The following is a 19,315-nucleotide window of genomic DNA, read 5'->3' as shown; positions in this document are numbered from 1 at the left end:
CCTACTGATACGAAAAGGTGATGCTTGCCAGGGCGTTGGCCGAGCCGGGGACCAGTTCACCGGTTCGGATGTACTGCGCCTGGAACGGCAGGGACAGCGTTTGTGCCGAGCTGGTGGTCTGGATGAAAAACTGTCCCGTCGTACCTGCGGACGAGCTGTCCGGCCCCATCATCAGCGGCCCGGTACCGTTATAGAAAAACTGTACGCCAATGCCGGAGGCCGTGGAGTCCCCGGTCAGCGTCACGACTGACGAGGTATTTGACGGTGTGGTCTGATCGGTCATCACTGCGTTAACCGCCACGTTCTCATCGCAGGTCAGGCTGACGTTAAACTCCCCCGACGGCGAGGTGCTGCCTACGCTGGGCAGCGTGTGAATATCAATGGTGCCCAGGTCGACGTTGGCGCTTTTCGTGCCTACCGTGCAGCCGCTTGCCGTCACCGTGATGGTGGTGGGGTTGATGATCACCTGCGCGGTTTTCACTTCGTTGTTATAGGCCGTCAGGATCGCCGCGTTAATGGTCGGGGTCTGATATACGCCGGATTTCAGCGGAACGCCGGTCTTGATAAACGTCACTTTTGCCGACCAGCCCAGTGCGGTGGCGTAACCGTTAGTCCCATCGGCCGGATAGCTCTGCGTAATGCCCGTCTGCATCGGGACATAGGTGGTGCCGTTATAATCTTTAAGCCCAAGAATGAAGCCGATGCCGGGCACGCCCGTTTCAAATACCATGTAATTTGCGCCATCAAGAATAACCGTGATGCCGGTGGCGGTTATACTGCTGCTCGGCTCCAGCGTCCCTTTGGAGCAGGTAAATACCAGGCCGCACCAGAACACTTCCGAGACGCTCGCAGAGGCGCTCCATTCAGAGCCGATCGTCTTTCCAGGCACGATGGAGTCTGCCGGGCCGGACCACGACATGGGCGTTGGCGAAAGGGTGATATCCGATGTCCAGGAGAGGGCAAGTGCCTGAGAGGACATGAAAAACAGGGCTAAAAACAGTAAACGCATTATTGATACTCCGTCGTCCAGGTCGCCACTGCCGAAACGTCTCCGGCATTGACCGGCGCACCCGTGGCGGCCAGTCGCGCATAGAAGGTCATTTTTACGCTGTCATCCCCCGCCGCGCCGTAAGCAGCGGTTTGGGTGTCCAGCGGGATAAGTACGCTGTCTTTATCCAGAATCTGCACCGCCACGCCGGTCGCGCCGCCGTCAGCGACTTTCAGAAGCTGCGGGTTCTCGTCATCCGGCGTACCGCTGAAGCGGATTTTCACGCCAGCAAAGGTGGGGCCGCACGCTTCAAGGGTGAGCGTGAAGGGCGTTTTGATATTGCTGACCGCGCCCGCCTCGCTAAATTGCTTCACGCCGAGGGTGCCCAGCGGCACGTTTTGCTCCTTCGAATCTTCCGAGACAATGCAGGTATTGCCGATCACGTTGCCGGTCACGGAAACCAGCACGTCATAGCCGCGCGCGGGAACGGTGATGAACATCAGCAGGATCAGGGGGAGGAACCGGATGGTTACTGACATATGACCTCCTGGGAATAAAGCCCGGTGCGGGCGTGATAATTCTGCGGGTTCAACGCATAGCGGATCGTGCAGCGCTGGGCGCTGTTGCGCCCCCATACGGCATGCAATGTTCCCTCCGCTGACAGGCCGGTCAGATACACGCTGCCGCCGTCGCCGACGATACCGCTGGCTTTGTCATCCTCTGACGAGACCAGCGTGCCGAAGGGGAGCACGTCTTTAGCGTGACGTACGATAAACATCGCTTTTGCCCCCTGACGCGTGGTGAGGGTGGCGCGAACCAGTGCCCCGTCGGTGGGGATTTTATTGGCGATGGCGTTCTCAAGTTCCACGTCATTGCCCACGGTGGTGACATCCAGCGCAACCTGATTAACGCGATACGGCGTGGCGTACGGGATCACCGCATAGCCCCGGCTGTCGGTTTTGATGCCCTTGTGGTTGAGCACGGCGACATGGCTGGCGCCCGGGGCTTTCACCAGAATATTGGTGTTCCCGAGCGGCTGGCTCAGCGTCAGACCATCCTCATGCAGCACCGCACCGCCGCTCATCCCGTAACTGAGGTTGCGGGAGTCACCGGCGTAGCTGTAGCCCAGGTTATAGTCTCCCCACGCGCCCTCGTATTGCAGCGCGGCATCGCCGCCGTAGTGCTGCTGCGCGCTGTAGCGCTGGTTGACGCTATAGAAAAGATTCTCCTGCCCCGGCAGATAACCACTGACACCGGTACTGGCGGTGGTGCCAGCGGGATCCGCATGGGTAGCGGTAAAACGGAGACGGGTCGACAGCGCCGGGTTACCCAGCGGCACCGACAGGGACAACGCGAGGATATTGTCTTTCTTGTTGTCGTACAGGCCAGAGCTACGCTGGGCGCTGATGCCAAGCGACAGGTTACGAAACGTCGCGTTCCACGCGAACTGCAAACTTTGCGTGGTTTTTGACGTATTCCAGTAGGTTTGTTGATCCCAGGACAGCGACAGCGCGCCGTATTCGCCCATCGGCTGCGACAACAGCAGCTGATTTTTTGCCTTACGCGACATATGCAGGTTGTAAACCGTGTCGTAGTGAGTGGTGACGGTGCCATCGTCTTCCACGGTCTGTTTTGGCGCTCCGCCCGCCATGCCTTTGTAAGTGGTATCGCTGAGGGTATAAAACCCTGCCGTTGAGTAACGCAGCGAGAAGAAATTGACTCGCGTACCGATATCGTTCAGCAGTTTGCTGTACCGCAGGCGCACCGAATCACCGGTGTAGTGCTGGTTATCAGCCAGCTGGCTGCGGGCATGGGTGAAATCGAGGGAGTAGGCGCCAAAGCGGCCGAGATTCTGCCCGATACCGAAGGCCAGGCCGTTGTAGCGATCGGAAAACTGCGCCCCGCCATAAAACGTGAGGCCGTATCGCCAGCCCAGGAACAGCTCGCCCTGCGCGAAGGAGGGCGAGATCTGATTGCCCGCAGGGCGGTATTTCCCCGCACCCAGAGCATATTTGACCTGACCGTTACGCACCAGATTCGGCACGCTGGCAAAGGGCAGGGTGTATTGCGTCTGGCTACCGTCGCTCTCCTGAATGGTGACCGCGAGATCGCCGCCGGAAGAGGTCGGATAGAGATCTTTCAGCACAAACGCCCCCGGCGGAACGGAGGTTTGATAGATGACGTTACCGTTCTGGCGAACCGTCACCGTGGCATTGCTGCGCGCGATGCCGCGCACTTCGGGCGCGTAACCGCTCAGGCTGGCGGGCAACATATTGTCATCGGTCTTCAGGGCAACCCCACGCAGGCCAACGGCGTCAAACACCTGCGATGAGGTGAACGTTTCACCGGCATAAACCTGGGCACGCAGGGCGCGGATATCCCGCTGTAGCCAGGTCTGGACGTGGGTGAGCTCGTTACTCTCTTTGGTCCACGTGGTGAAATCACGCAGCCGCCATGCGCCCAGGTTGGCGCCGCTGTTGAGGCTCACAAACAGCTGTTGTTCCCGCGTGCGCGTCTCGCCCCGGTAGTCATTATTCGCGCCATTGACCACATAGTTCAGCCAAGCGGCAGGGATGCCGGACTCCCAGCTCTCCGGGCTGACGTACCCGCGCGGCAGAGCGCGCATCGCGCTTTGCGGTACGGTGAAGTTGAGGGTAAGCGTCCTCTGGTCAAAATCAAACCGGGTATCGGCGAATGACTGGGTTAAAAAAATGCAGCGTTGCGCAGGCGGCAGCTCACCCCCTTTAGCCTGACGGCTGTCGATGCCAAGTGCGGCGAATTGCGCAGGCGTAAGGCACGGCAGGGCTTCACCGGCGGTGTTTTCAGCGACGCGAAACGTGACGTTACCTGTGAACGCGAACTGGGTGTTGATATACACGTTAAGATTGTACTCGCCCGGCGGCAACGCGCTCCCGGCGTTGACCCAGGCGAGATCGGCGCTGTTGGCGCGCTCGCCGTTGAGAAACGCAGGATTAAATTGCAGCTCGCTTTCGGCAGCCACGGCTTGCCGAATCACCAGGGCGATCGCCGTGGCGCACAGGATTTTAATTTTCATGTGGTCACGCCTTACTGTTTTTATTATTGGGACAATGACGTGCGGGTAATGGGCGTCCAGGCGCCATAATCGTTAATCGTCTGGTAGCTTAAGCTGCTCGCATGGCTGAAGGTGTCTGCCAGCGTCACGCTGGATTTCGGCGGCACCATGACGGGCGACACCGGCCTGCCATCAATTTTCACGTTAATGGTGGTGAGGTAATACGGCGTTGGGTTGGTCAGCGTGACCTTGCCCGCGCGGTAGGCGCCGGCAAGGTTTTTCCATGCCTCCCCTGCACCTTCCCTGAGCCGCTCCGGGCGATAAAAGACCTTGATGCGGTTGGCAGAGGCGAATTGCAGCGAATTGCCGGAACCGTTTTTAACCTGCTGTGGGATAGCTTTGACCGTCATCCAGTACAGCGTCTCGCGATCGGCTGGCAGGGCGTCGCCGCTGAACATGATTTTCACCGCGCTTTCGCTGGCGGGCTTCATGACGTACAGCGGCGGCGTGATGACGAAGTCGTTGGTACGGCTCCCTTTCTCGTCTTCCATCCAGGACTGGATCAGAAACGTGGCATCAGGGTGGGTATTTCTTACCTGCATCATCGTCTGCGTAGCCGCGCCGGTGTAGATCAGCCGCGTTGCGCCTAACCCCACGCCGCCTGCGTACACGGCGGATGAACATAACGTGCCAGCCAGACAAATCCATGTGTTTACGCGCATAGTGCGTCTCCTGAAAGCTGAGTCAGACCCGGCCAGCAGACCGGGCCTGAAGATTACGAATAGGTCACGGTGTAGGTGGCGACCGCGCTGGCATCACCCGCCGTGGCGTTGCCCAGTGGGGAGTAATATTTCGCGCTGAAGTTCAGGATGTTCGCCCCCGCACGCAGGGGGATCGCTGCTGCCGGCTCACCCAGCCTGACGACGTTGCCCTGTTCGTCATAAAGACGGATAGCGACATGCTGCGCCGAGCCCGCGCCGCCGTTTACTCCCGCGGCCAGGCTATTCACATCGGTACTGTCCGGTGTACCGGTGAAGGTGATAGCCACGGTCGTTGCGGCAATAGGGTTATCTTCCGTGGACGCCGAGGTATCGGCGATTTCGCAATCTTCCAGGGTGATGGAGAAGGCTTTTGCGGTACTGGCTTCACTGCCTGCGGCAGCCAGCGTGGCGGTACGCACTTCACCCATGTCGACGTCGATATTGGCGCTACCGGCGCTGATGGCACAGGCGGAGGTCACCACTTTACCGCTGAAGTTAACCGTGCCGCCGCTGGTGGTGGCGGCCAGTGCTGAGCCCGCTGGCAGCAGGGCGGCAATGCTTAATGCCAGCAGAGAATGGCAAGTAAGGCGTGCTTTCATTTCATAGTTCCTTGATTTTTTTATTACGAGATTTGCTCTGAAAGCGGCAGGTCTAACTGGTTAAAAAGACCAGCAAATCTGTCTTATTCCTGAGCCCGAGTTTCCTTATCGCTGAGCTTTTTAAGGCGCTCACGCGGCGATAAGAAAGTTTCTCCAGTTCTGCGATGTAACGTATATCCAGTCCGTTCCTGAGTTCCTTTAATACCCTCCTTTCTCCAGGCGTCAGCGATAACGCCGCTGGCTGCTTTTGGGGCCGATAATGGCTATCGACCATTTTTGCTAGCTTTATCCGCCACTGATAAACCGTGTTCTGTAGCGAGATATAGGCATCAATATCTTCCCGGACCCATAACAGGGAATGGGCAGAGGTTGAGTACAGGCAGATAATCACTTCAGGCTGCGTGACTTTGATTTTTTTTAAATATTTCAGTGAGTCATACCCTGTATGGTATTTCTCTGCGCCGGATATAAATAAGATATCGATACGAATCGACGACAGCGCCTTATCCAGTTCCTGATAACCTCCTTCGATGATAATGATGTGAAGGTCGTCGCGGATGCTGCTTAATAACGTTTTAATGCCGTTTCTTGCATAATGATCGCCGCCCATCAGTGCAACAGTTATATGCTGTGTTATTTGGCTATTGTTCGTCATGTTATTCCTCGATTTATAATAGTAATCAGGCGAATTATTTATAAGGTTATCGCCAGTATTCTCGAAGCAATGACGTATTGCATACTGTAGGCCTACTATACGTCGGCCAATAAAGAGGTAATCTGAATTAATCTAAAATTGTATTAATTACTAAGATCGAGACCGGTTACGACGCTTCCCTCTGATTGGTCTTATTCCGCTTCGCTTTCTGTAAATTATGATAGCCGCTATTTTTAATGAAAATTTAGCTTTGATAAATGTTTTGTAAGGAGTTTGTCGTCTGGTGTCAGTGCGGGTGTGAAGTTGCTGACGGGGAATAACAATTTACGAATGGTATCATCGATAAAAACTGATAGAAAGGTGGCTTAAAAGCATACAAAAACCATGTAAGTTATTGATATTGGTCAGGTTGAGAAAACTTAAGGCTTAAGGATGCTGAATATTTCAGACACGCATGTCCGTGGCGTACAATGTTTTTTTATGTAGATATTTGTCAATGTCAAGAGGCGAGGAGTGCGCCAAAAGATGAGGCCCTGATAAATGAGATGCTGCCTGTAGTCAGATACTTCTGTGGAGCGGAAATTCACTTCACAAAACATCATAATGAGGATGATCGCGGATGAAGCGGCTCTGCAAGCCGCATTCTACAAGGGTTGAGTTCTTATGCAGGTTCAGTGAAGCTTAAGGGATGAAATATAAATTAAGATTTTTCGCCAATGGCGAAGATATACAGCATGACGTTAATCAGTCACATTAATCCCGACGTGAATGTCATCCCATACATGCGGTGACCCAGGTTCAACATCTGTTAACCGGAGAATTCATACTGCCCCTATGCATAAGCATTACATTATAAATAATATCGTCGAATTTCATCCTGCGGCCAGCACGTTACGTGATATCAACAATCCTGACCGTGTGGTTGTGTTAAATTCGCCAGCAGGCCGATGCCTGTTGTTATTAATCGACAGAGCGGGGTCGATTGTCACTCAGCAAGAGTTCCTTGATATTGTCTGGCAAAGCCGCGGCATGCTTGTCTCCTCCAATACCTATTACCAGAACATCTCCATCCTGCGCAAAGGGCTCAAAAAGATTGGTTTTGAAACTGACCCTATCGTTACCATTCCGCGGATTGGGTTGACGCTGGCAAGCGACACGCAAATAACCGTCAGAGAGTCTTCACCCGTCGCGCCTCAACCCGCAGAGGGACAATGTGTGGAGGCGCCAGCGATCGAGGAGGTCTCTGCACCCTCCGAGCCAGCAACGCCCGTTGCCAGGAAGCCCACGCGCTGGCTGGCTGTTGTCATGGGTCTATTGATCGTCCTGGCCGGGGCAGGCGTGACGGGATATATGAACGCCACAGAAAACCGTTTTGTTGAGGATTACCGTTTTGCGGCATCCGTCGGAGCCTGTCGCGTTTATCTTGCGAACGACATTCAGACCCACGCTGAACGCGCTTCCGCGCTGACCTATGTGGAACAATTCAAGGCTGAATGCGCGCAATATCCCTGGGTTTACATCAGCTGGTACGCTCTGCTTCCTCGTGCGTCGGTTATTCGCTGCGACCGGCCAATGAAAGAACCGAACCGCTGTATATCTGATTATTTCCTGAAGGATAGCTAGCATGACTCGTTTTCGGCAGATGCTGTATATCATCGTGACGGGCCTCGTCACGGCAGGCGTGCTGACGGGCTATTACCTGTGGCACCGAACTTACGTTCAGCCTTTTTCATGCCAGGCTAATCTGGTACAGCACCATCCGGATGAGACGCTGGCGGTCTGGCTGAATTACACCTTCGACGGGAAATTCGGCACCCTGAGCATGAATGGCCGGGCAAAGAGCGATCCGGGTAAAACCATCGACAGGAAAATTTCCTTTCGGGTGGAGAGACAAGATCATCTCTATTTGCTGACGTCAGAAAAAAATATGACGTTCCCGGACGATAATGTCGACGACAGCTGGCTGGAAAAATATGAACCGCAATTTTTTGTCTATCCGGGCAAGAGTATTTATATGCGGATCAATGAACAACATAATGGTAACTATATCTTTACCTTAGGAACATTACCGACATATGTGTGTCGTGGTTCAAAAAAAGAATGATATAAACGAGAAAAACATTATATTTTCCTCCCGTCTCATTTATGCTTGATTTAAAATATCAGGATTATCTTAGAAATATAAAGTGCGACAGATCATGTTGCGATAATGTAATTAATTTTAAATTTGGCAAGTAAATGAAAAGTGTATTTGACTCCTCCGATGGGGGGAAATCAGTACCGGAAAAGTGTCTGCATATTGGGTTGATATTATGGCCCCGTTATTCACTTCTGGCCGTCTCCGGGTTGCTGGAGGCGCTGCGTTATGCAGCGAAAGCGCAGGATAAATTAGCATTTAAAATCAGCCTGATAAGTGAATTTCCTGATATCCCGATTATCAGCAATGCGGGGATTATCATGAGACCTGATTCCCCCCATGCGCCGCCGGACAGTTTTAACTACCTTGCTGTTATCGGCGGTGAATTGCAGTATCTGGACTTAGGGTATCAGGGGGATAAAGCGTATCTGGCACATGCCCACCATGCCGGGGTTCCGCTCATTGGCATTGGCACCGGCAGTTTTGTCCTCGCACAGGAAGGATTGCTGAATGAACGACGAGCGTCCATCCATCCTTTCCACCTTGATGCATTTCGGCAGGCTTTCCCGCTGGTTTATGCTGAGCAAGGGTATGATTTCATCGACGATGGCGATGTGCTGACCTGCCCGGGCGGTATTTCCACCCTGACGCTGGCAACTGAGCTTATCCGCGCCCATGCCGGGGATGATATCGCCAGCACCACCTGTCAGCGTTTGTCGCTCGTTCCGCATGAAATTGCCACCCCGCGTCCGGCGAATTTTGCGCTTATCCCTGACTCGCGGTTGCGCCGCGCCGTCATGCTGATAGAACAGTTCCTGACCCGGCCGCTCACCACCGCCGGGCTTGCGCGAGAAGTGGCATTGAGTGAACGCCAGCTCAACCGACTGTTCCACGCAGAATTCGGCAAAACGGCCCGCGAATTTATCCGCAGCGCCAGACTGCGCTATGCTTGCTGGCTGCTGAAGAACTCACAGCAAAGCGTGACGGATATTGCGCAGCGGATGGGGTTCAGCGACTGCGCGCACTTTATTCGTCATTTTCAGACGGAGTATGGTTGTACGCCTGGCGTGTGGCGCACGTCGCAGAGCTGAATATCATTACATTGCTGCCCTGAAACTTTACTCAACCGGAATATCATCATGAAAATAGAAGCCGCACACCCCTCACAATTTGAACGCCTCGTCGCAGTCTGGGAGTCGTCCGTTCGCGCCACGCACCGCTTTTTGCAGGAAAGCGATATCGCGGCGCTGCGTCCGTTATTGCTCAACGCATATTTGCCTAATCTCAGGGTTGTGATTGCCCGGGATGACGTGGGTATTATTCACGGCTTTTTGGGCGTGGATAAAAATCGCATTGAAATGCTGTTTGTGGATGATGCGAGCCGGGGGAAGGGTATCGGGAAAATGCTGCTGCAATATGCCATTGCAGAATTCGGCGTAAATGAAGTGGATGTGAACGAGCAGAATCCGCAGGGGGTGGCGTTTTATCGTCATATGGGGTTTGAGCAGGTCGGGCGCTCGGAACTGGATGGGCAGGGGAATCCGTTTCCGCTGTTGCATATGCGGTTGAGTGGACAGGCTTAACGCCCTCTTCTGTAAAAGAGGGAGCCTGCAAGCTAGTTACTGGTTATTTGCCCGATAATTACGCCGCGCAATTTTTCGCCATCAAAGTAATAAGAGACGGTATTGTTCTGAACAAATCCATCCTGTACAGGTGTCTCCTGATAAAGCAGGATCTTTTTTCTGTTGCCGATTGCTTTTTTGCCGAACAATTCAACTAAATCCCCGTGAGTGGCATTTAACAATGGAACGCCAGAGACTGAGACACTGACTCGTTCCGTTGTATTCACACATTCTTTATGGATGCCATCCCTGGATATGGCTAGCGCAGTTAACAGCCCTGCACCCATTTCGTTATCTGAAATGAACCAATAATTGGTGCCATCGTCGTCATGAAGGCAGATCCAGTGCGCGGAGCTGTCTTTCTCCACGTATGTACTGAAAATCTGAGACAGATGAGTAACTTCCATCTGAACCGTTTTCTTGCCGATCGTGATGGTCGGGGAAAGGGGCACTATGGTTGAAATTTCCGTCAGCGAGCCGTCTTCATCGTAATACTGTGTTGCGAAGCCGGTCATTTCAGATGCTGAGACATGCGAACTGACTGCAACGAGTAATGGCAATGAACAAATTAAACGCTTCATTTGACAATCAACACCGTATCGTTGCTTTTCCAGATGCTTCTTCTCGCACTCAAAGGAACAATAATGCAGCCCTCTGAAGAGTCATCAGGGTGCAAACTGCTTTTACCATGAATTTTAAATGAGTCTCTGCCACACATATCATTTGTCGGGTAGGGCGTGAGGCTGAGGGTATATTTTCCTGTGTGGGCAGAATTATGAGGGGAACCAATTGTGTATTTCCCTCGAGGTAGAGGCCCACTGTTTTTTACACATTCTTGAGATGGATCGTTTTTGTAACCACTTGCTCCTGCATAATCTGCATCGAACTGATAAACACCATCAAGATAAAATTTGTGCTCTTTTATATTATATTCCCAGGACATACTTTCTCCTTAAGCGCGTTCCTTCCAGGTATCAGAATGAATGATGTTTCCATCTATGTAATGCCATGTTTTTTTTTCATATGTTAGATCTACATATTCACAATGTGTATAGCGTTCGTTTTGTGGTAGTTTAATGTCAAACATGAGTGGTTCAATTTGAACTACTCTTGCATTTTCTAAAGTTGTCTTAAAGTAAGCCTCTTCAAGTCCGTTATAGTTGATTCTGTAAAATATGAACTCTGCTTTTTTAAGTGTTTGCCCAGTGCATAAGGCTTTGTATAGATAAGAGGATGATGAATCAATCTCTTTCATGAATGCATAGGTACTACAAATGCGTTTTGCAGTGATTTTACCGGAGAATTTATCTATAGGTTGTTCTATAGAATGCATAAATTCAATCACTTCTATTGAACCTTCGCGATCTTTTATATCGACAGAACCATTAATCCTCCGGCCTGAATCATCCTCGAGCCATAAGTAAACAGGTATAGCCATCTCAATCTCCTTTTATAGACTGAGGGAAACTACTCTTCATTATGGATTTAAATTGTGACTTTCATTTCAAAACAGGAATGTTAAAGAATTTTGGTTGGTTTAATAGAAAGTTGTAGTTGCGAGATATGGATGGTATCAATTGATGTTTAAAAATTTATAAGGTTGATTTATGACTATTCTTCCATCGCAAGAATAATAGTCACTAAAAAAAGCATCAAATATTGAAATGATGAATATCATTAAATAATGAACCTATGCCGGGATTAGCGCTTAGCCTGCTTATCCCATTTTAATAAGCCGGCGATATCTTTCTTACCTTCGGCTTCTTTCAGCAGGCGCTGCTTTTTTTCAAACTCGAGGTATTCTGAGCACGCCTTTTCATCAGCCGTTTTCTTGCTGATTTTGCCTGCTCCTTCTAAAACGTCCCGGTCATTAAATTGCAGAAACTGATCGAGCTTGGTTTGCCAGTCTCGTAAAAATACCTGCTTGCGGCGTTTGGCCTGATCTTCGGCAAAATCGAGCCACATATTAACGACGCGATTAAGCTCGCTCACCTCATCCTGAGACAGATAATTTTTTGCGGTGGTGACATCGCTTTTACGGACTTCTTCGCATTTATAGCTGGTCAGCCCCATATGCGGTTGAGTGGCGTCCGCACGTTGGTGAATCAACTCAGCAGCGGTGTGCCCAGTGCAGGCAAAATGCAGTTTATTCTGGATGGTCTGAAAGAATTGCGTGGTTTCTTTGAGCGACGGCTGATAGTCAGCAGCTAATGCGAAAATCTCCCTCACGCGAAGGTAGACCCGGCGTTCGCTGGCACGTATATCGCGAATGCGTTCCAGCATTTCATCGAAATAGTCAGGGACGGCGGAAGATCCTACAGGCGGATTTTTCAGGCGCTCGTCGTCCATAACGAAGCCTTTAACCAGGTACTCCTGGAGCGTTTGGGTGGCCCACTGGCGGAACTGTGTACCTCGCGTGGATCGGACGCGATAGCCGATGGCGAGAATGACGGGCAGGCTATAGTGAAGTGTGTTGCGATTGACCTTGCGCTGACCTTCTTGCTGAACTTGTAAGTAAGCCTTACAAGTTGCTTTTTGTTCAAGCTCACCTTCTTCGTAAATAGCTTTAATATGCTGAGTAATAGCTTGAGGGGTGACCTGGTAAAGAGACGCAATGGCTGCTTGCGACAGCCAGAGTGTTTCATGTTCAAAGCGACATGTGATGCGAACCGTTCCATCATCACTGGCAAACATAACAAATTCGCCTGCCGGGGATTGGATTACGTCTTTATCTGCCATGTCGCCTCCACATCTAATGCACCAGGCAGGTAGTATGCCAGAAACAGCCGCTAAGCCAGGTGGTTTGTATTTGATTTTGCGAGGCGCTTTCCAGCATGTGGAATTTGGATCGCTGCAAGTGCGTCCTCTATCTCAGTGAGCTTGGCCTTCGTCCTTTTATAATCATCTAGCAACTTCTGCTCCTGCTCGTTATACGCCACCAGAACGATGCATCCTTTCATGACCTTTACCGTGACCTGCTGTCCGGTATCAAACCCAGCCGCGCGCAGCCACTTGCCGGAAAGGATGATTTTTGGTGTAGATTTGTCGTAAACATTCGGGCGGTAACCCACAATTAACGAACGCTCGGTTCCGGATTGGTCGGTGTCTGGGGTAGAATGCGAATCAGCCATAATCAACTCCTTGATAGTTGGTGAGGTTAGACGCTCCGGTTGTGTTCCCGCACTTCGGAGCGTTGCTAATACAGGAGGATTAGGTGGCCTCCTATGTGTGTCAGAGTAGGTGGATAGGTGGCCTCATGTCAATCATATCGCGCGAAAAAAAACCAAAAGGCGGCGGACAATCTCCGCAGTTTAAGATGCGTATTGATCCGGCATTGAAGGAACAGTTGGATGCGGTAGCGGCTGAGGAAGGGGTGAGTCTTGCTAGTTGGTTGAAAGAACTAGCGAGGGAAGCGCTAAGGAAGAAAGGAAAAGAACCAAGAGGGTGAATGTGATTTAATTACTGATTGAAGGTTAGGTATGTAAGTTAGGATTGGTTATTTTTGGAAAGATAATCATAAAAAGAATTAATTAACTTTATGTCATCCTCTCTTTTTAAGCCAACGTGAAAGAAACCTATACATGCTGATATAAGAGCTTTGCTGGTAAGTTCACTATATCGGCCGGCATATAACGGTTTTGTTTGACGATAAAGTGACCACGAACCATGTACGATTTCTGAGCGATAGTTATACATTTCTTTTGCTATGCTACTTCAGTCGCTGTTGTCTTTATGGTACATATTCAGCAGAAGTGTAACTCTATTTATAAATGTGGAAGTGATGTTATCTTTTTGTGTGTTTACAAGGCGTTCAAGTGCTGTAGTTAGTTTTACGATTTTTGATGAGTCATCATTATCTTGCATTGCACTTCTAAAAATAAATATTGCATCTATAAGCCTATCCACTAAAATGGGATTCGATTTTGGGGTTGTTGCATGAATTATAATCTGTTTTATTATGCTACCAAGTTCTGATGCATTCTCTTGTTTGAATTTTTGCCAAAACACTGCGCTATGAACAATTGTTCCTTTGCTCGAAAAACAATAATTGTATCCATCATCATTATTTGTAATGTAAAAGGACTCGTAGTTAGGATACGGGTTTAATGATAAAGCAACCACGTCTGAATCTATGTGAAAATGTTCACTAAATAATTGTATTATTCCAACGATAAAGTTGGCGATTTGCTTAGATAAATACTTCCTTCTCTCTTTAGAGCAGTTTTTTATGGTTATTTTAAGGAAGTGTTTATAAGGATGTAATTGTGAATTACAAAACTCTTCGGCTAGTTCAATTACGTCGGTTGTAAAATTGGGTTGGATATCCGAGAAGATGTTTTCTTTGGGAATGATCGAAGCGATACCTAAATTTATCTCATCTTTTTCTAGACCGTTGGCTAGTATCGGGAAATAAAAATCTTCGTCGAGTAGACTGTCTTTTATTCTATTGACCACTTCATTAAGTATTTTAAGACAACCATCATGATCTATATTTCCATCACCAAGAAAGAAATGATTATAAAATATCTTTTTAAATTCAATATAAAACTCATTGGTTGTTGAGTTCATCTCTAAGTTTACTTCTTTAATGAGTTCATTTAGCATATGAAGTATGGCAGATTTAGATTTGTTAGAAAGTTTTATTTCTCTTCTTGGGTCATGTTTATATTCTTCTGTGAAATCATTCGGTGAGCTTATAGACATGCCTAATCCAGCCAACCCTTCCCCATACTCTTTTTGATGAAATTCATTGTAATTTTTATTTTTCAATGCTTTTAAAATCTCATCGTCAATTCTCATGGATTCAGAGATAATAAAACGAATTGTGTTAATTCTGGCTTTAGTAATTCTCATTTTATTAATTCTTAATTTCAATGATAGTGGGTGTTATAATAATATATTTAGGAAGGATAGTTAAATTTCTAATGAATTTTATGGGGGGAATTTAAAATTTTGGCGGAAGATCACAGGAGTCTTATCTGAGGTGTAATTATATGATCTATAAGTTATTTATCTTGTATCTCCAATGTCTTTATACACTTTTCTATACACAGTGTTGACCTGTTGACCAGGTGATTTTTAGCATTAATTTACAAAAACTATTGGAAATATCTAATTGATATCTTATAACTAGTTTAATCATATAGAGAATTAATAATAATTTAGGTTAGGTGAAAGATGCAAATCAGTGCTCAAAAGGCAATAGAACTTGGTTTTGTCTGTAACAGGAAAAATAAAAGGATAACAAAGGATTATTCTAATAAATCAAGTGTGGATCTCACAATTAGAGAGGTTCTTTATAAGGACGATAAAAATAATGTTCAGTCTCTTGGGCGGGTTATTTTGAAACCACAGGATTCAGTCTTTGTAATATCGGAGGAAATATTACACGTTCCGGAAGGTTTTGTTGCGTATGTTTTTTTGAAAAACACTTTATCAAAGAGGGGGTTCCTCGCCCTTAATACTGGGATAATTGATTCAAATTACAATGGTCCTATTTCTACCTTGCTGATTAATTTTTCGGCAGTTGAGGAATATCTACCGATTACTAATAATGAAGTGGATAAATCCTTCTTTAGAGTTGTCTTTCATGAAATAGATAAAAATACGAACTATAACCCAACACCTCCTGACTCCAATGCTTATAATGTTAAAAAAGAGTATAAAAAATATAAATCTTACTGTTCCTCGGATATAGCCAAATTCCCTAAAACATTTTTAGAGCCAGTAGTTCTTAAAGAGCAAATTAGTAAGGAGTTGACTGAAAAATTAAATAGCATTTCAATAACTAAAATTGGAGTGGTAATTGCAGTAGTTGGGCTGGTTTTGTCACTTCTTCCGATTGGTAGGGACATGTTTTTTGCTTATAGTTATGATTTAAAAGATTTTCATGAATACAAGATTAAATCAGAAGAAAAGATAAGTAGCCTAGAAGATCAATTAAAGACTCTCCAGGCTAAAGTCGATGCCAATGAAAAGCCATTAATAACTAATAATGTTAATAATCGCAGATAGATCTGGACTTTCTTGGTCAACAATAAATGTAGCTACATCTTTTAATTCCTTTTGTGCATTAAAGGCTATAGATGTACCTACATTTTTGGCAATAAATACATCATTTTTACCATCACCAATAAAAATGCAATTTTCAAGCTCTGAATTATATTCTGATGCAAGGTGTTTCATAAAAACTAATTTACCTTCCTCATCCGTTGGTAATAGATTAAAATGCTCAACACTACCATTTTTATCGAAGAAGTACTCACAAGCACTATACGCATGGTCTATTTTAAGCTTACGTTGAGTTAGGTCTGCTAGTTCTTTAAATCCACCTGATATCAATACTGTTAAATATCCTTTTTTTTTCAAAAACTGAATAAGCTCCACAGCACCTTTTTGTAATTCTGCTTGAGATAAAACTGTTTGTAGATGAGTTTTATTCATTCCGTGCTTAATTTGTATTTCTACTGTCTCCTTCATCCATTGCGTATAACTGATGTATTTATTTGTTAGCCATAAATCTTTTGTTTTTTCTTCTTCAATATAACAGGCTTCGCTGATTTCTTTTGCAAGAACTGTCCATGCACTTGGCGCCACCTTCCCATTATCTAAAGATAAATTCTTTTTGAGTAAAGTTCCCTCCATATCGAAAAAACAAATTTTCATAATGCCCCCAAAAATTATTCTCATTCTTAATCATAGCATATAAATATCACCAAGTATATTGTAATAAAGGTGGTTCTTTTTTAATATATTATGCAGGAATATGCTCAGATTATTATGGTGGTTTTTAAATATTGCATTTTGTGGTGATGGTTTGAATACAATTCAATTATTTTTTGAAAATTAATTTTTAAATATCCCCATAAAGTCTATTTATTAAGTACTTGACGTATTTGATGAAAACTAAGAAATCCGGTTTAAGAATTGTTTTTATATTAAACTACTCTCTGCTAGTCGATGTCCTGCCCTGAACATAGATTGCGGAAATGCGAAGGTGGTGGGGTAAAAAGTTTTTTTAGGTTTTACTGTTCACACTGTTCACCTCTGGTTTTTTATCAGTAATTTCATGGTGATACAGGGTGAATATACGGTGAAGGGTGAACAGTGGATTGTTCACCTTGTGGCAACGGTCAGAAAGGAAAAGACCGGCTGTTGCCGGTCTGAGTAAGGTTATGTCGCTGCGGGTTCGTCGCATTTCGGCAGCCAGTCGCCGTAGCTTTCCTCTTTCAGTGACAGGTTGGTCTGTATCCCCTGCTTCGTGTGCCGCTTTTCATAATTCAGGCCGTACTCTTTCAGCATCATGGGCAACCCCAGCCCGAACATTTTCAGGCTGAGCACGTTCCTGTACCCGTTAGCCTCCATATAGGCCAGATACGCGTGATAAAGATATTTACGGTAATTACGCGGGACGATGCTGGCATTACCCATAAACATCCCGTTGGTCTGCGGCAGCATTTCCAGATAGCCGCAAAAATCAAACGTCGGGTCAGCATCGCGCTTGATGCTGAGTGCCTCGTCGGAGTTCTGCTGCGACTGGAGCAGTGCGCGGGCGGTCATCGGGTTGCTGAACTGCTGCATAAGCTGACGCACGATAACGGCCAGCTCGCGCGCAATTTTATCCCTGAGCTGCGGGTCGCGTTCTTCCGGGGCAATCTGCTCCGGGAAATGAATAATCACCCGGCGACGGGAGACGCCGCCGCTGCGGTCGGTGAAGCGCATCGGGTTATTGTTGACGGCCAGAATCACCGCCGGAATATGTGTTGAATACGGGTTCTGGTATTTCGGGTCAACCGAGACCGCATCACCGCCGGTGATGGCCTTCAGCCCTGCGCCGTCACCGCTCCATTTTTCCTGGTCAGGCAGACGTATCAGCGAGAAGCCAATCAGGGAGGCACGCTTGCGCGGGTCTTCCAGCGTGTCGATGTCGGCCGACGTGGCGTTATCCTCTCCGGCGAGCAGGGTCGCAATTTCGGCGAGAATGCTTTTGCCACTCCCACCCGGACCGGTGACTTCGAGAAAGAGCTGCCAGTCGTAGCGGTTTGCCAGCACCATAAACAGCGCGGCCAGAATCACGTCGCGTTTTTCTGGTCTGCTACCGGCAGCACGGTCGAGCCAGCGCCAGAAATTAGGGGCATGGGTTTCCAGCGTTTCCCCCTCGACCGGCGGAGTAAAATCCACGTCGCAGAGCGTGCGCAGCCAGTACGATTTGCTGTGCGGGCTGAACAGGCCGCTCCGGGTATCGAGTACCCCGTTGCGAAAACCAATCAGACGGCGTGCCGGTGCGGCCTGCTGAGGAATAATCAGCTTCAGCGTCTCCACCACTGAGGTGATTCTCCCCGACGAGAACGGGGCGCGCAGGCGCTGGAAAAGCCCGGCTACGTCGCGTTCGAAACTGGACGGCTGAACGACTTTCCATATCCCTGCTTCATAACGGGACAGGAGCTGGCCGTTCGCATCCACCGCCAGCGCTTCGCCGTAATGCTCATGCACCCGCAGAGCCTTGTCGCTGGCGCTCATGGCGGTAAATTCCGCCTCGCTCATGGTGTCGAACGGGCTTTGTGCCGGTGGCCGGATGGCGTCATAAATCGCTTTTCGCGTGGCCTCCCCGCCATTCTGCATAAACGCATCATTCCAGTCACCAAACACCGGCGGCAGGGCAACAACGCCCTCACAGGTTTCTGCGGCCGCGGCGGCTTTTGTCTGACCATCGCCGTTAAGGTCACGGTCAGCAGCGAGGACAATCTGACAGGCCGGGTGTTTCTGACGGGCAAGGCTCGCCAGAGAAAGGAGGTTCACGGACGACAGCGCCACCATAACGGTTTCGCCGGTCAGGTGATGCACGGTGAGTGCGGTCGCATAGCCTTCTGCAATCCACAGGCGTTTTCCAGCCTGTTTTTTCCCTTCGATGGTATGGCTCGCTCCTTTTACCGCCCCGCCTTTCAGGGTGCGTTTGAGCCCCTCAGAATTGATAAGCTGAAGGTTAACCAGTGCGCCGGTATCGTCATACAGCGGGACAACCACATCATCGGCGCGGAACATCACGCCGCCGGTTTTATGTGTGGCCGTCAGCATGACACATTCATGACCGGGAAATCCCTTGCGGGTCAGATAGGCGTTGCCGCTGGCCGTGCGGGTTTTCTCCATCAGTCTGACGGCCAGCGCGGCCGCCGCTTTGCGGTCTGCTTCGGTTTCAGCCTCTGCGGCCACAATCACTTCGGGGGCAACCGGTGGCAGGTTGCCGGTCACGGCATCCACCTTTCCGGCGGCCTCTGATGCGGTCACGCCGAACACTTTCTCGACCAGCTTAAGACCGTCACCCGCACCGCACTGGTTGCAGAACCATGTGCCTCGCCCCTCTTTATCGTCAAAGCGGAAACGGTCAGAGCCACCGCATACCGGACAGGCCTGATGCCGGTTTTTAATCACCTTCACGCCCAGCGCCGGGAGAATGCGCGGCCAGTGGCCGCACGCCTGTTTTACGGTTTCCGTTACGTTCATTTTCATCGTTATTTTCTC

The 19,315-nt window shown here is 48.8% G+C and carries 20 protein-coding genes; 6 read left to right on the top strand and 14 right to left on the bottom strand.

Annotation, left to right across the window (positions count from 1 at the left end; genetic code table 11):
- Window position 1 precedes the first annotated feature (1 nt).
- Genes SK50_RS00995 through SK50_RS00970 form a run of 6 tightly spaced genes read right to left on the bottom strand, consistent with a single transcriptional unit; the run spans window position 2 to window position 6,037 of the window.
- A complete protein-coding gene (locus tag SK50_RS00995) occupies window positions 2-1,009 on the bottom strand; it encodes a fimbrial protein (protein ID WP_017383645.1) in 1,008 nt (335 codons plus the stop codon).
- Entirely contained in the window at window positions 1,009-1,527 is a 519-nt protein-coding gene (locus SK50_RS00990) for a fimbrial protein (RefSeq protein WP_015570071.1), read from the bottom strand. The genes SK50_RS00995 and SK50_RS00990 overlap by 1 nt, the downstream gene beginning before the upstream one ends.
- Window positions 1,518-4,043: a fimbria/pilus outer membrane usher protein gene (locus tag SK50_RS00985; protein ID WP_045343886.1), complete on the bottom strand. Its 2,526-nt coding sequence runs from the start codon at window positions 4,041-4,043 to the stop codon at window positions 1,518-1,520. The genes SK50_RS00990 and SK50_RS00985 overlap by 10 nt, the downstream gene beginning before the upstream one ends.
- A gap of 23 nt (window positions 4,044-4,066) precedes the next feature.
- Window positions 4,067-4,744, bottom strand: a complete 678-nt coding sequence (locus SK50_RS00980; protein ID WP_045343885.1) for a fimbrial biogenesis chaperone — start codon at window positions 4,742-4,744, stop codon at window positions 4,067-4,069.
- A 53-nt stretch (window positions 4,745-4,797) separates the two neighbouring features.
- Window positions 4,798-5,382, bottom strand: a complete 585-nt coding sequence (locus tag SK50_RS00975; protein WP_015570069.1) for a fimbrial protein — start codon at window positions 5,380-5,382, stop codon at window positions 4,798-4,800.
- Between the two features lie 52 nt (window positions 5,383-5,434).
- Window positions 5,435-6,037, bottom strand: coding sequence for a helix-turn-helix domain-containing protein (locus tag SK50_RS00970; RefSeq protein WP_015570068.1), 603 nt, complete (start codon window positions 6,035-6,037; stop codon window positions 5,435-5,437).
- 834 nt (window positions 6,038-6,871) lie between these two features.
- Between SK50_RS00970 and SK50_RS00965 the strand changes: the two genes are divergently transcribed.
- The 4 genes from SK50_RS00965 (at window position 6,872) to SK50_RS00950 (ending at window position 9,757) form a co-directional block, all read left to right on the top strand.
- Window positions 6,872-7,660 (top strand): winged helix-turn-helix domain-containing protein, encoded by a 789-nt coding sequence (locus SK50_RS00965; RefSeq protein WP_023295687.1) that lies wholly within the window; start codon window positions 6,872-6,874, stop codon window positions 7,658-7,660.
- A gap of 1 nt (window position 7,661) precedes the next feature.
- Entirely contained in the window at window positions 7,662-8,141 is a 480-nt protein-coding gene (locus SK50_RS00960) for a hypothetical protein (protein ID WP_045343884.1), read from the top strand.
- 353 nt (window positions 8,142-8,494) lie between these two features.
- Window positions 8,495-9,265: a GlxA family transcriptional regulator gene (locus SK50_RS00955; protein WP_223230145.1), complete on the top strand. Its 771-nt coding sequence runs from the start codon at window positions 8,495-8,497 to the stop codon at window positions 9,263-9,265.
- Between the two features lie 48 nt (window positions 9,266-9,313).
- Window positions 9,314-9,757, top strand: coding sequence for a GNAT family N-acetyltransferase (locus SK50_RS00950; protein ID WP_017383639.1), 444 nt, complete (start codon window positions 9,314-9,316; stop codon window positions 9,755-9,757).
- A 32-nt stretch (window positions 9,758-9,789) separates the two neighbouring features.
- On the opposite strand, the gene SK50_RS00945 is transcribed toward SK50_RS00950, so the two are convergent.
- From SK50_RS00945 to SK50_RS00930, 5 genes are all read right to left on the bottom strand, one after another.
- Complete coding sequence (locus SK50_RS00945) at window positions 9,790-10,377, bottom strand: hypothetical protein (protein WP_023295690.1); 588 nt, start codon at window positions 10,375-10,377, stop codon at window positions 9,790-9,792.
- The gene (locus SK50_RS22940) at window positions 10,374-10,739 is read right to left on the bottom strand and encodes a tlde1 domain-containing protein (RefSeq protein ID WP_071591749.1); all 366 of its coding nucleotides are present in this window, start codon (window positions 10,737-10,739) and stop codon (window positions 10,374-10,376) included. Before SK50_RS22940 ends, SK50_RS00945 begins: the two co-directional genes overlap by 4 nt.
- Before the next feature lie 9 nt (window positions 10,740-10,748).
- A complete protein-coding gene (gene tssD, locus SK50_RS00940; protein WP_045343883.1) occupies window positions 10,749-11,234 on the bottom strand; it encodes a type VI secretion system tube protein TssD in 486 nt (161 codons plus the stop codon).
- Between the two features lie 263 nt (window positions 11,235-11,497).
- Window positions 11,498-12,535, bottom strand: coding sequence for a virulence RhuM family protein (locus tag SK50_RS00935; RefSeq protein ID WP_045343882.1), 1,038 nt, complete (start codon window positions 12,533-12,535; stop codon window positions 11,498-11,500).
- A gap of 50 nt (window positions 12,536-12,585) precedes the next feature.
- Window positions 12,586-12,927 carry a SymE family type I addiction module toxin gene (locus SK50_RS00930; RefSeq protein ID WP_045343881.1) on the bottom strand — a complete coding sequence of 114 codons (342 nt, stop codon included), beginning with the start codon at window positions 12,925-12,927 and terminating at the stop codon, window positions 12,586-12,588.
- Window positions 12,928-13,052: 125 nt separating this feature from the next.
- On the opposite strand from SK50_RS00930, the gene SK50_RS00925 reads away from it, so the two are divergent.
- Window positions 13,053-13,244: a toxin-antitoxin system HicB family antitoxin gene (locus SK50_RS00925; protein WP_032610148.1), complete on the top strand. Its 192-nt coding sequence runs from the start codon at window positions 13,053-13,055 to the stop codon at window positions 13,242-13,244.
- Window positions 13,245-13,510: 266 nt separating this feature from the next.
- Here SK50_RS00925 and SK50_RS00920 read toward each other — a convergent pair whose 3' ends face one another.
- Window positions 13,511-14,650 carry a hypothetical protein gene (locus SK50_RS00920; protein ID WP_053070540.1) on the bottom strand — a complete coding sequence of 380 codons (1,140 nt, stop codon included), beginning with the start codon at window positions 14,648-14,650 and terminating at the stop codon, window positions 13,511-13,513.
- 324 nt (window positions 14,651-14,974) lie between these two features.
- Here SK50_RS00920 and SK50_RS00915 point away from each other — a divergent pair, with 324 nt between their 5' ends.
- A complete protein-coding gene (locus SK50_RS00915) occupies window positions 14,975-15,811 on the top strand; it encodes a dCTP deaminase/dUTPase family protein (RefSeq protein WP_032634227.1) in 837 nt (278 codons plus the stop codon).
- Here SK50_RS00915 and SK50_RS00910 read toward each other — a convergent pair.
- The gene (locus SK50_RS00910; protein WP_048229002.1) at window positions 15,779-16,462 is read right to left on the bottom strand and encodes an HAD family hydrolase; all 684 of its coding nucleotides are present in this window, start codon (window positions 16,460-16,462) and stop codon (window positions 15,779-15,781) included. The two genes, SK50_RS00915 and SK50_RS00910, sit on opposite strands and share 33 nt — an antisense overlap.
- A 507-nt stretch (window positions 16,463-16,969) precedes the next feature.
- On the bottom strand, window positions 16,970-19,303 hold the full coding sequence (locus SK50_RS00905) for a primase-helicase zinc-binding domain-containing protein (RefSeq protein ID WP_048229000.1): 2,334 nt from the start codon (window positions 19,301-19,303) through the stop codon (window positions 16,970-16,972).
- Between the last annotated feature and the right edge of the window lie 12 nt (window positions 19,304-19,315).

The organism is Enterobacter sp. BWH64, assembly GCF_001037645.1.
Lineage (GTDB): Bacteria > Pseudomonadota > Gammaproteobacteria > Enterobacterales > Enterobacteriaceae > Enterobacter > Enterobacter hormaechei_C.
Note: the sequence above shows the minus strand (reverse complement) of the source record. Positions and strands in the feature narration are given on the sequence as shown.

Excerpts from the sequence above, each read along its gene's own strand:
- SK50_RS22940 (WP_071591749.1), bottom strand. The coding sequence starts at position 10,739 with ATGTCCTGGGAATATAATATAAAAGAGCACAAATTTTATCTTGATGGT.
- SK50_RS00930 (WP_045343881.1), bottom strand. The coding sequence starts at position 12,927 with ATGGCTGATTCGCATTCTACCCCAGACACCGACCAATCCGGAACCGAG.
- SK50_RS00950 (WP_017383639.1), top strand. The coding sequence starts at position 9,314 with ATGAAAATAGAAGCCGCACACCCCTCACAATTTGAACGCCTCGTCGCA.
- tssD (WP_045343883.1), bottom strand. The coding sequence starts at position 11,234 with ATGGCTATACCTGTTTACTTATGGCTCGAGGATGATTCAGGCCGGAGG.
- SK50_RS00935 (WP_045343882.1), bottom strand. The coding sequence starts at position 12,535 with ATGGCAGATAAAGACGTAATCCAATCCCCGGCAGGCGAATTTGTTATG.
- SK50_RS00905 (WP_048229000.1), bottom strand. The coding sequence starts at position 19,303 with ATGAAAATGAACGTAACGGAAACCGTAAAACAGGCGTGCGGCCACTGG.
- SK50_RS00965 (WP_023295687.1), top strand. The coding sequence starts at position 6,872 with ATGCATAAGCATTACATTATAAATAATATCGTCGAATTTCATCCTGCG.
- SK50_RS00995 (WP_017383645.1), bottom strand. The coding sequence starts at position 1,009 with ATGCGTTTACTGTTTTTAGCCCTGTTTTTCATGTCCTCTCAGGCACTT.
- SK50_RS00920 (WP_053070540.1), bottom strand. The coding sequence starts at position 14,650 with ATGAGAATTACTAAAGCCAGAATTAACACAATTCGTTTTATTATCTCT.
- SK50_RS00980 (WP_045343885.1), bottom strand. The coding sequence starts at position 4,744 with ATGCGCGTAAACACATGGATTTGTCTGGCTGGCACGTTATGTTCATCC.
- SK50_RS00945 (WP_023295690.1), bottom strand. The coding sequence starts at position 10,377 with ATGAAGCGTTTAATTTGTTCATTGCCATTACTCGTTGCAGTCAGTTCG.
- SK50_RS00985 (WP_045343886.1), bottom strand. The coding sequence starts at position 4,043 with ATGAAAATTAAAATCCTGTGCGCCACGGCGATCGCCCTGGTGATTCGG.
- SK50_RS00975 (WP_015570069.1), bottom strand. The coding sequence starts at position 5,382 with ATGAAAGCACGCCTTACTTGCCATTCTCTGCTGGCATTAAGCATTGCC.
- SK50_RS00910 (WP_048229002.1), bottom strand. The coding sequence starts at position 16,462 with ATGAAAATTTGTTTTTTCGATATGGAGGGAACTTTACTCAAAAAGAAT.
- SK50_RS00925 (WP_032610148.1), top strand. The coding sequence starts at position 13,053 with ATGTCAATCATATCGCGCGAAAAAAAACCAAAAGGCGGCGGACAATCT.
- SK50_RS00955 (WP_223230145.1), top strand. The coding sequence starts at position 8,495 with ATGAGACCTGATTCCCCCCATGCGCCGCCGGACAGTTTTAACTACCTT.
- SK50_RS00990 (WP_015570071.1), bottom strand. The coding sequence starts at position 1,527 with ATGTCAGTAACCATCCGGTTCCTCCCCCTGATCCTGCTGATGTTCATC.
- SK50_RS00970 (WP_015570068.1), bottom strand. The coding sequence starts at position 6,037 with ATGACGAACAATAGCCAAATAACACAGCATATAACTGTTGCACTGATG.
- SK50_RS00960 (WP_045343884.1), top strand. The coding sequence starts at position 7,662 with ATGACTCGTTTTCGGCAGATGCTGTATATCATCGTGACGGGCCTCGTC.
- SK50_RS00915 (WP_032634227.1), top strand. The coding sequence starts at position 14,975 with ATGCAAATCAGTGCTCAAAAGGCAATAGAACTTGGTTTTGTCTGTAAC.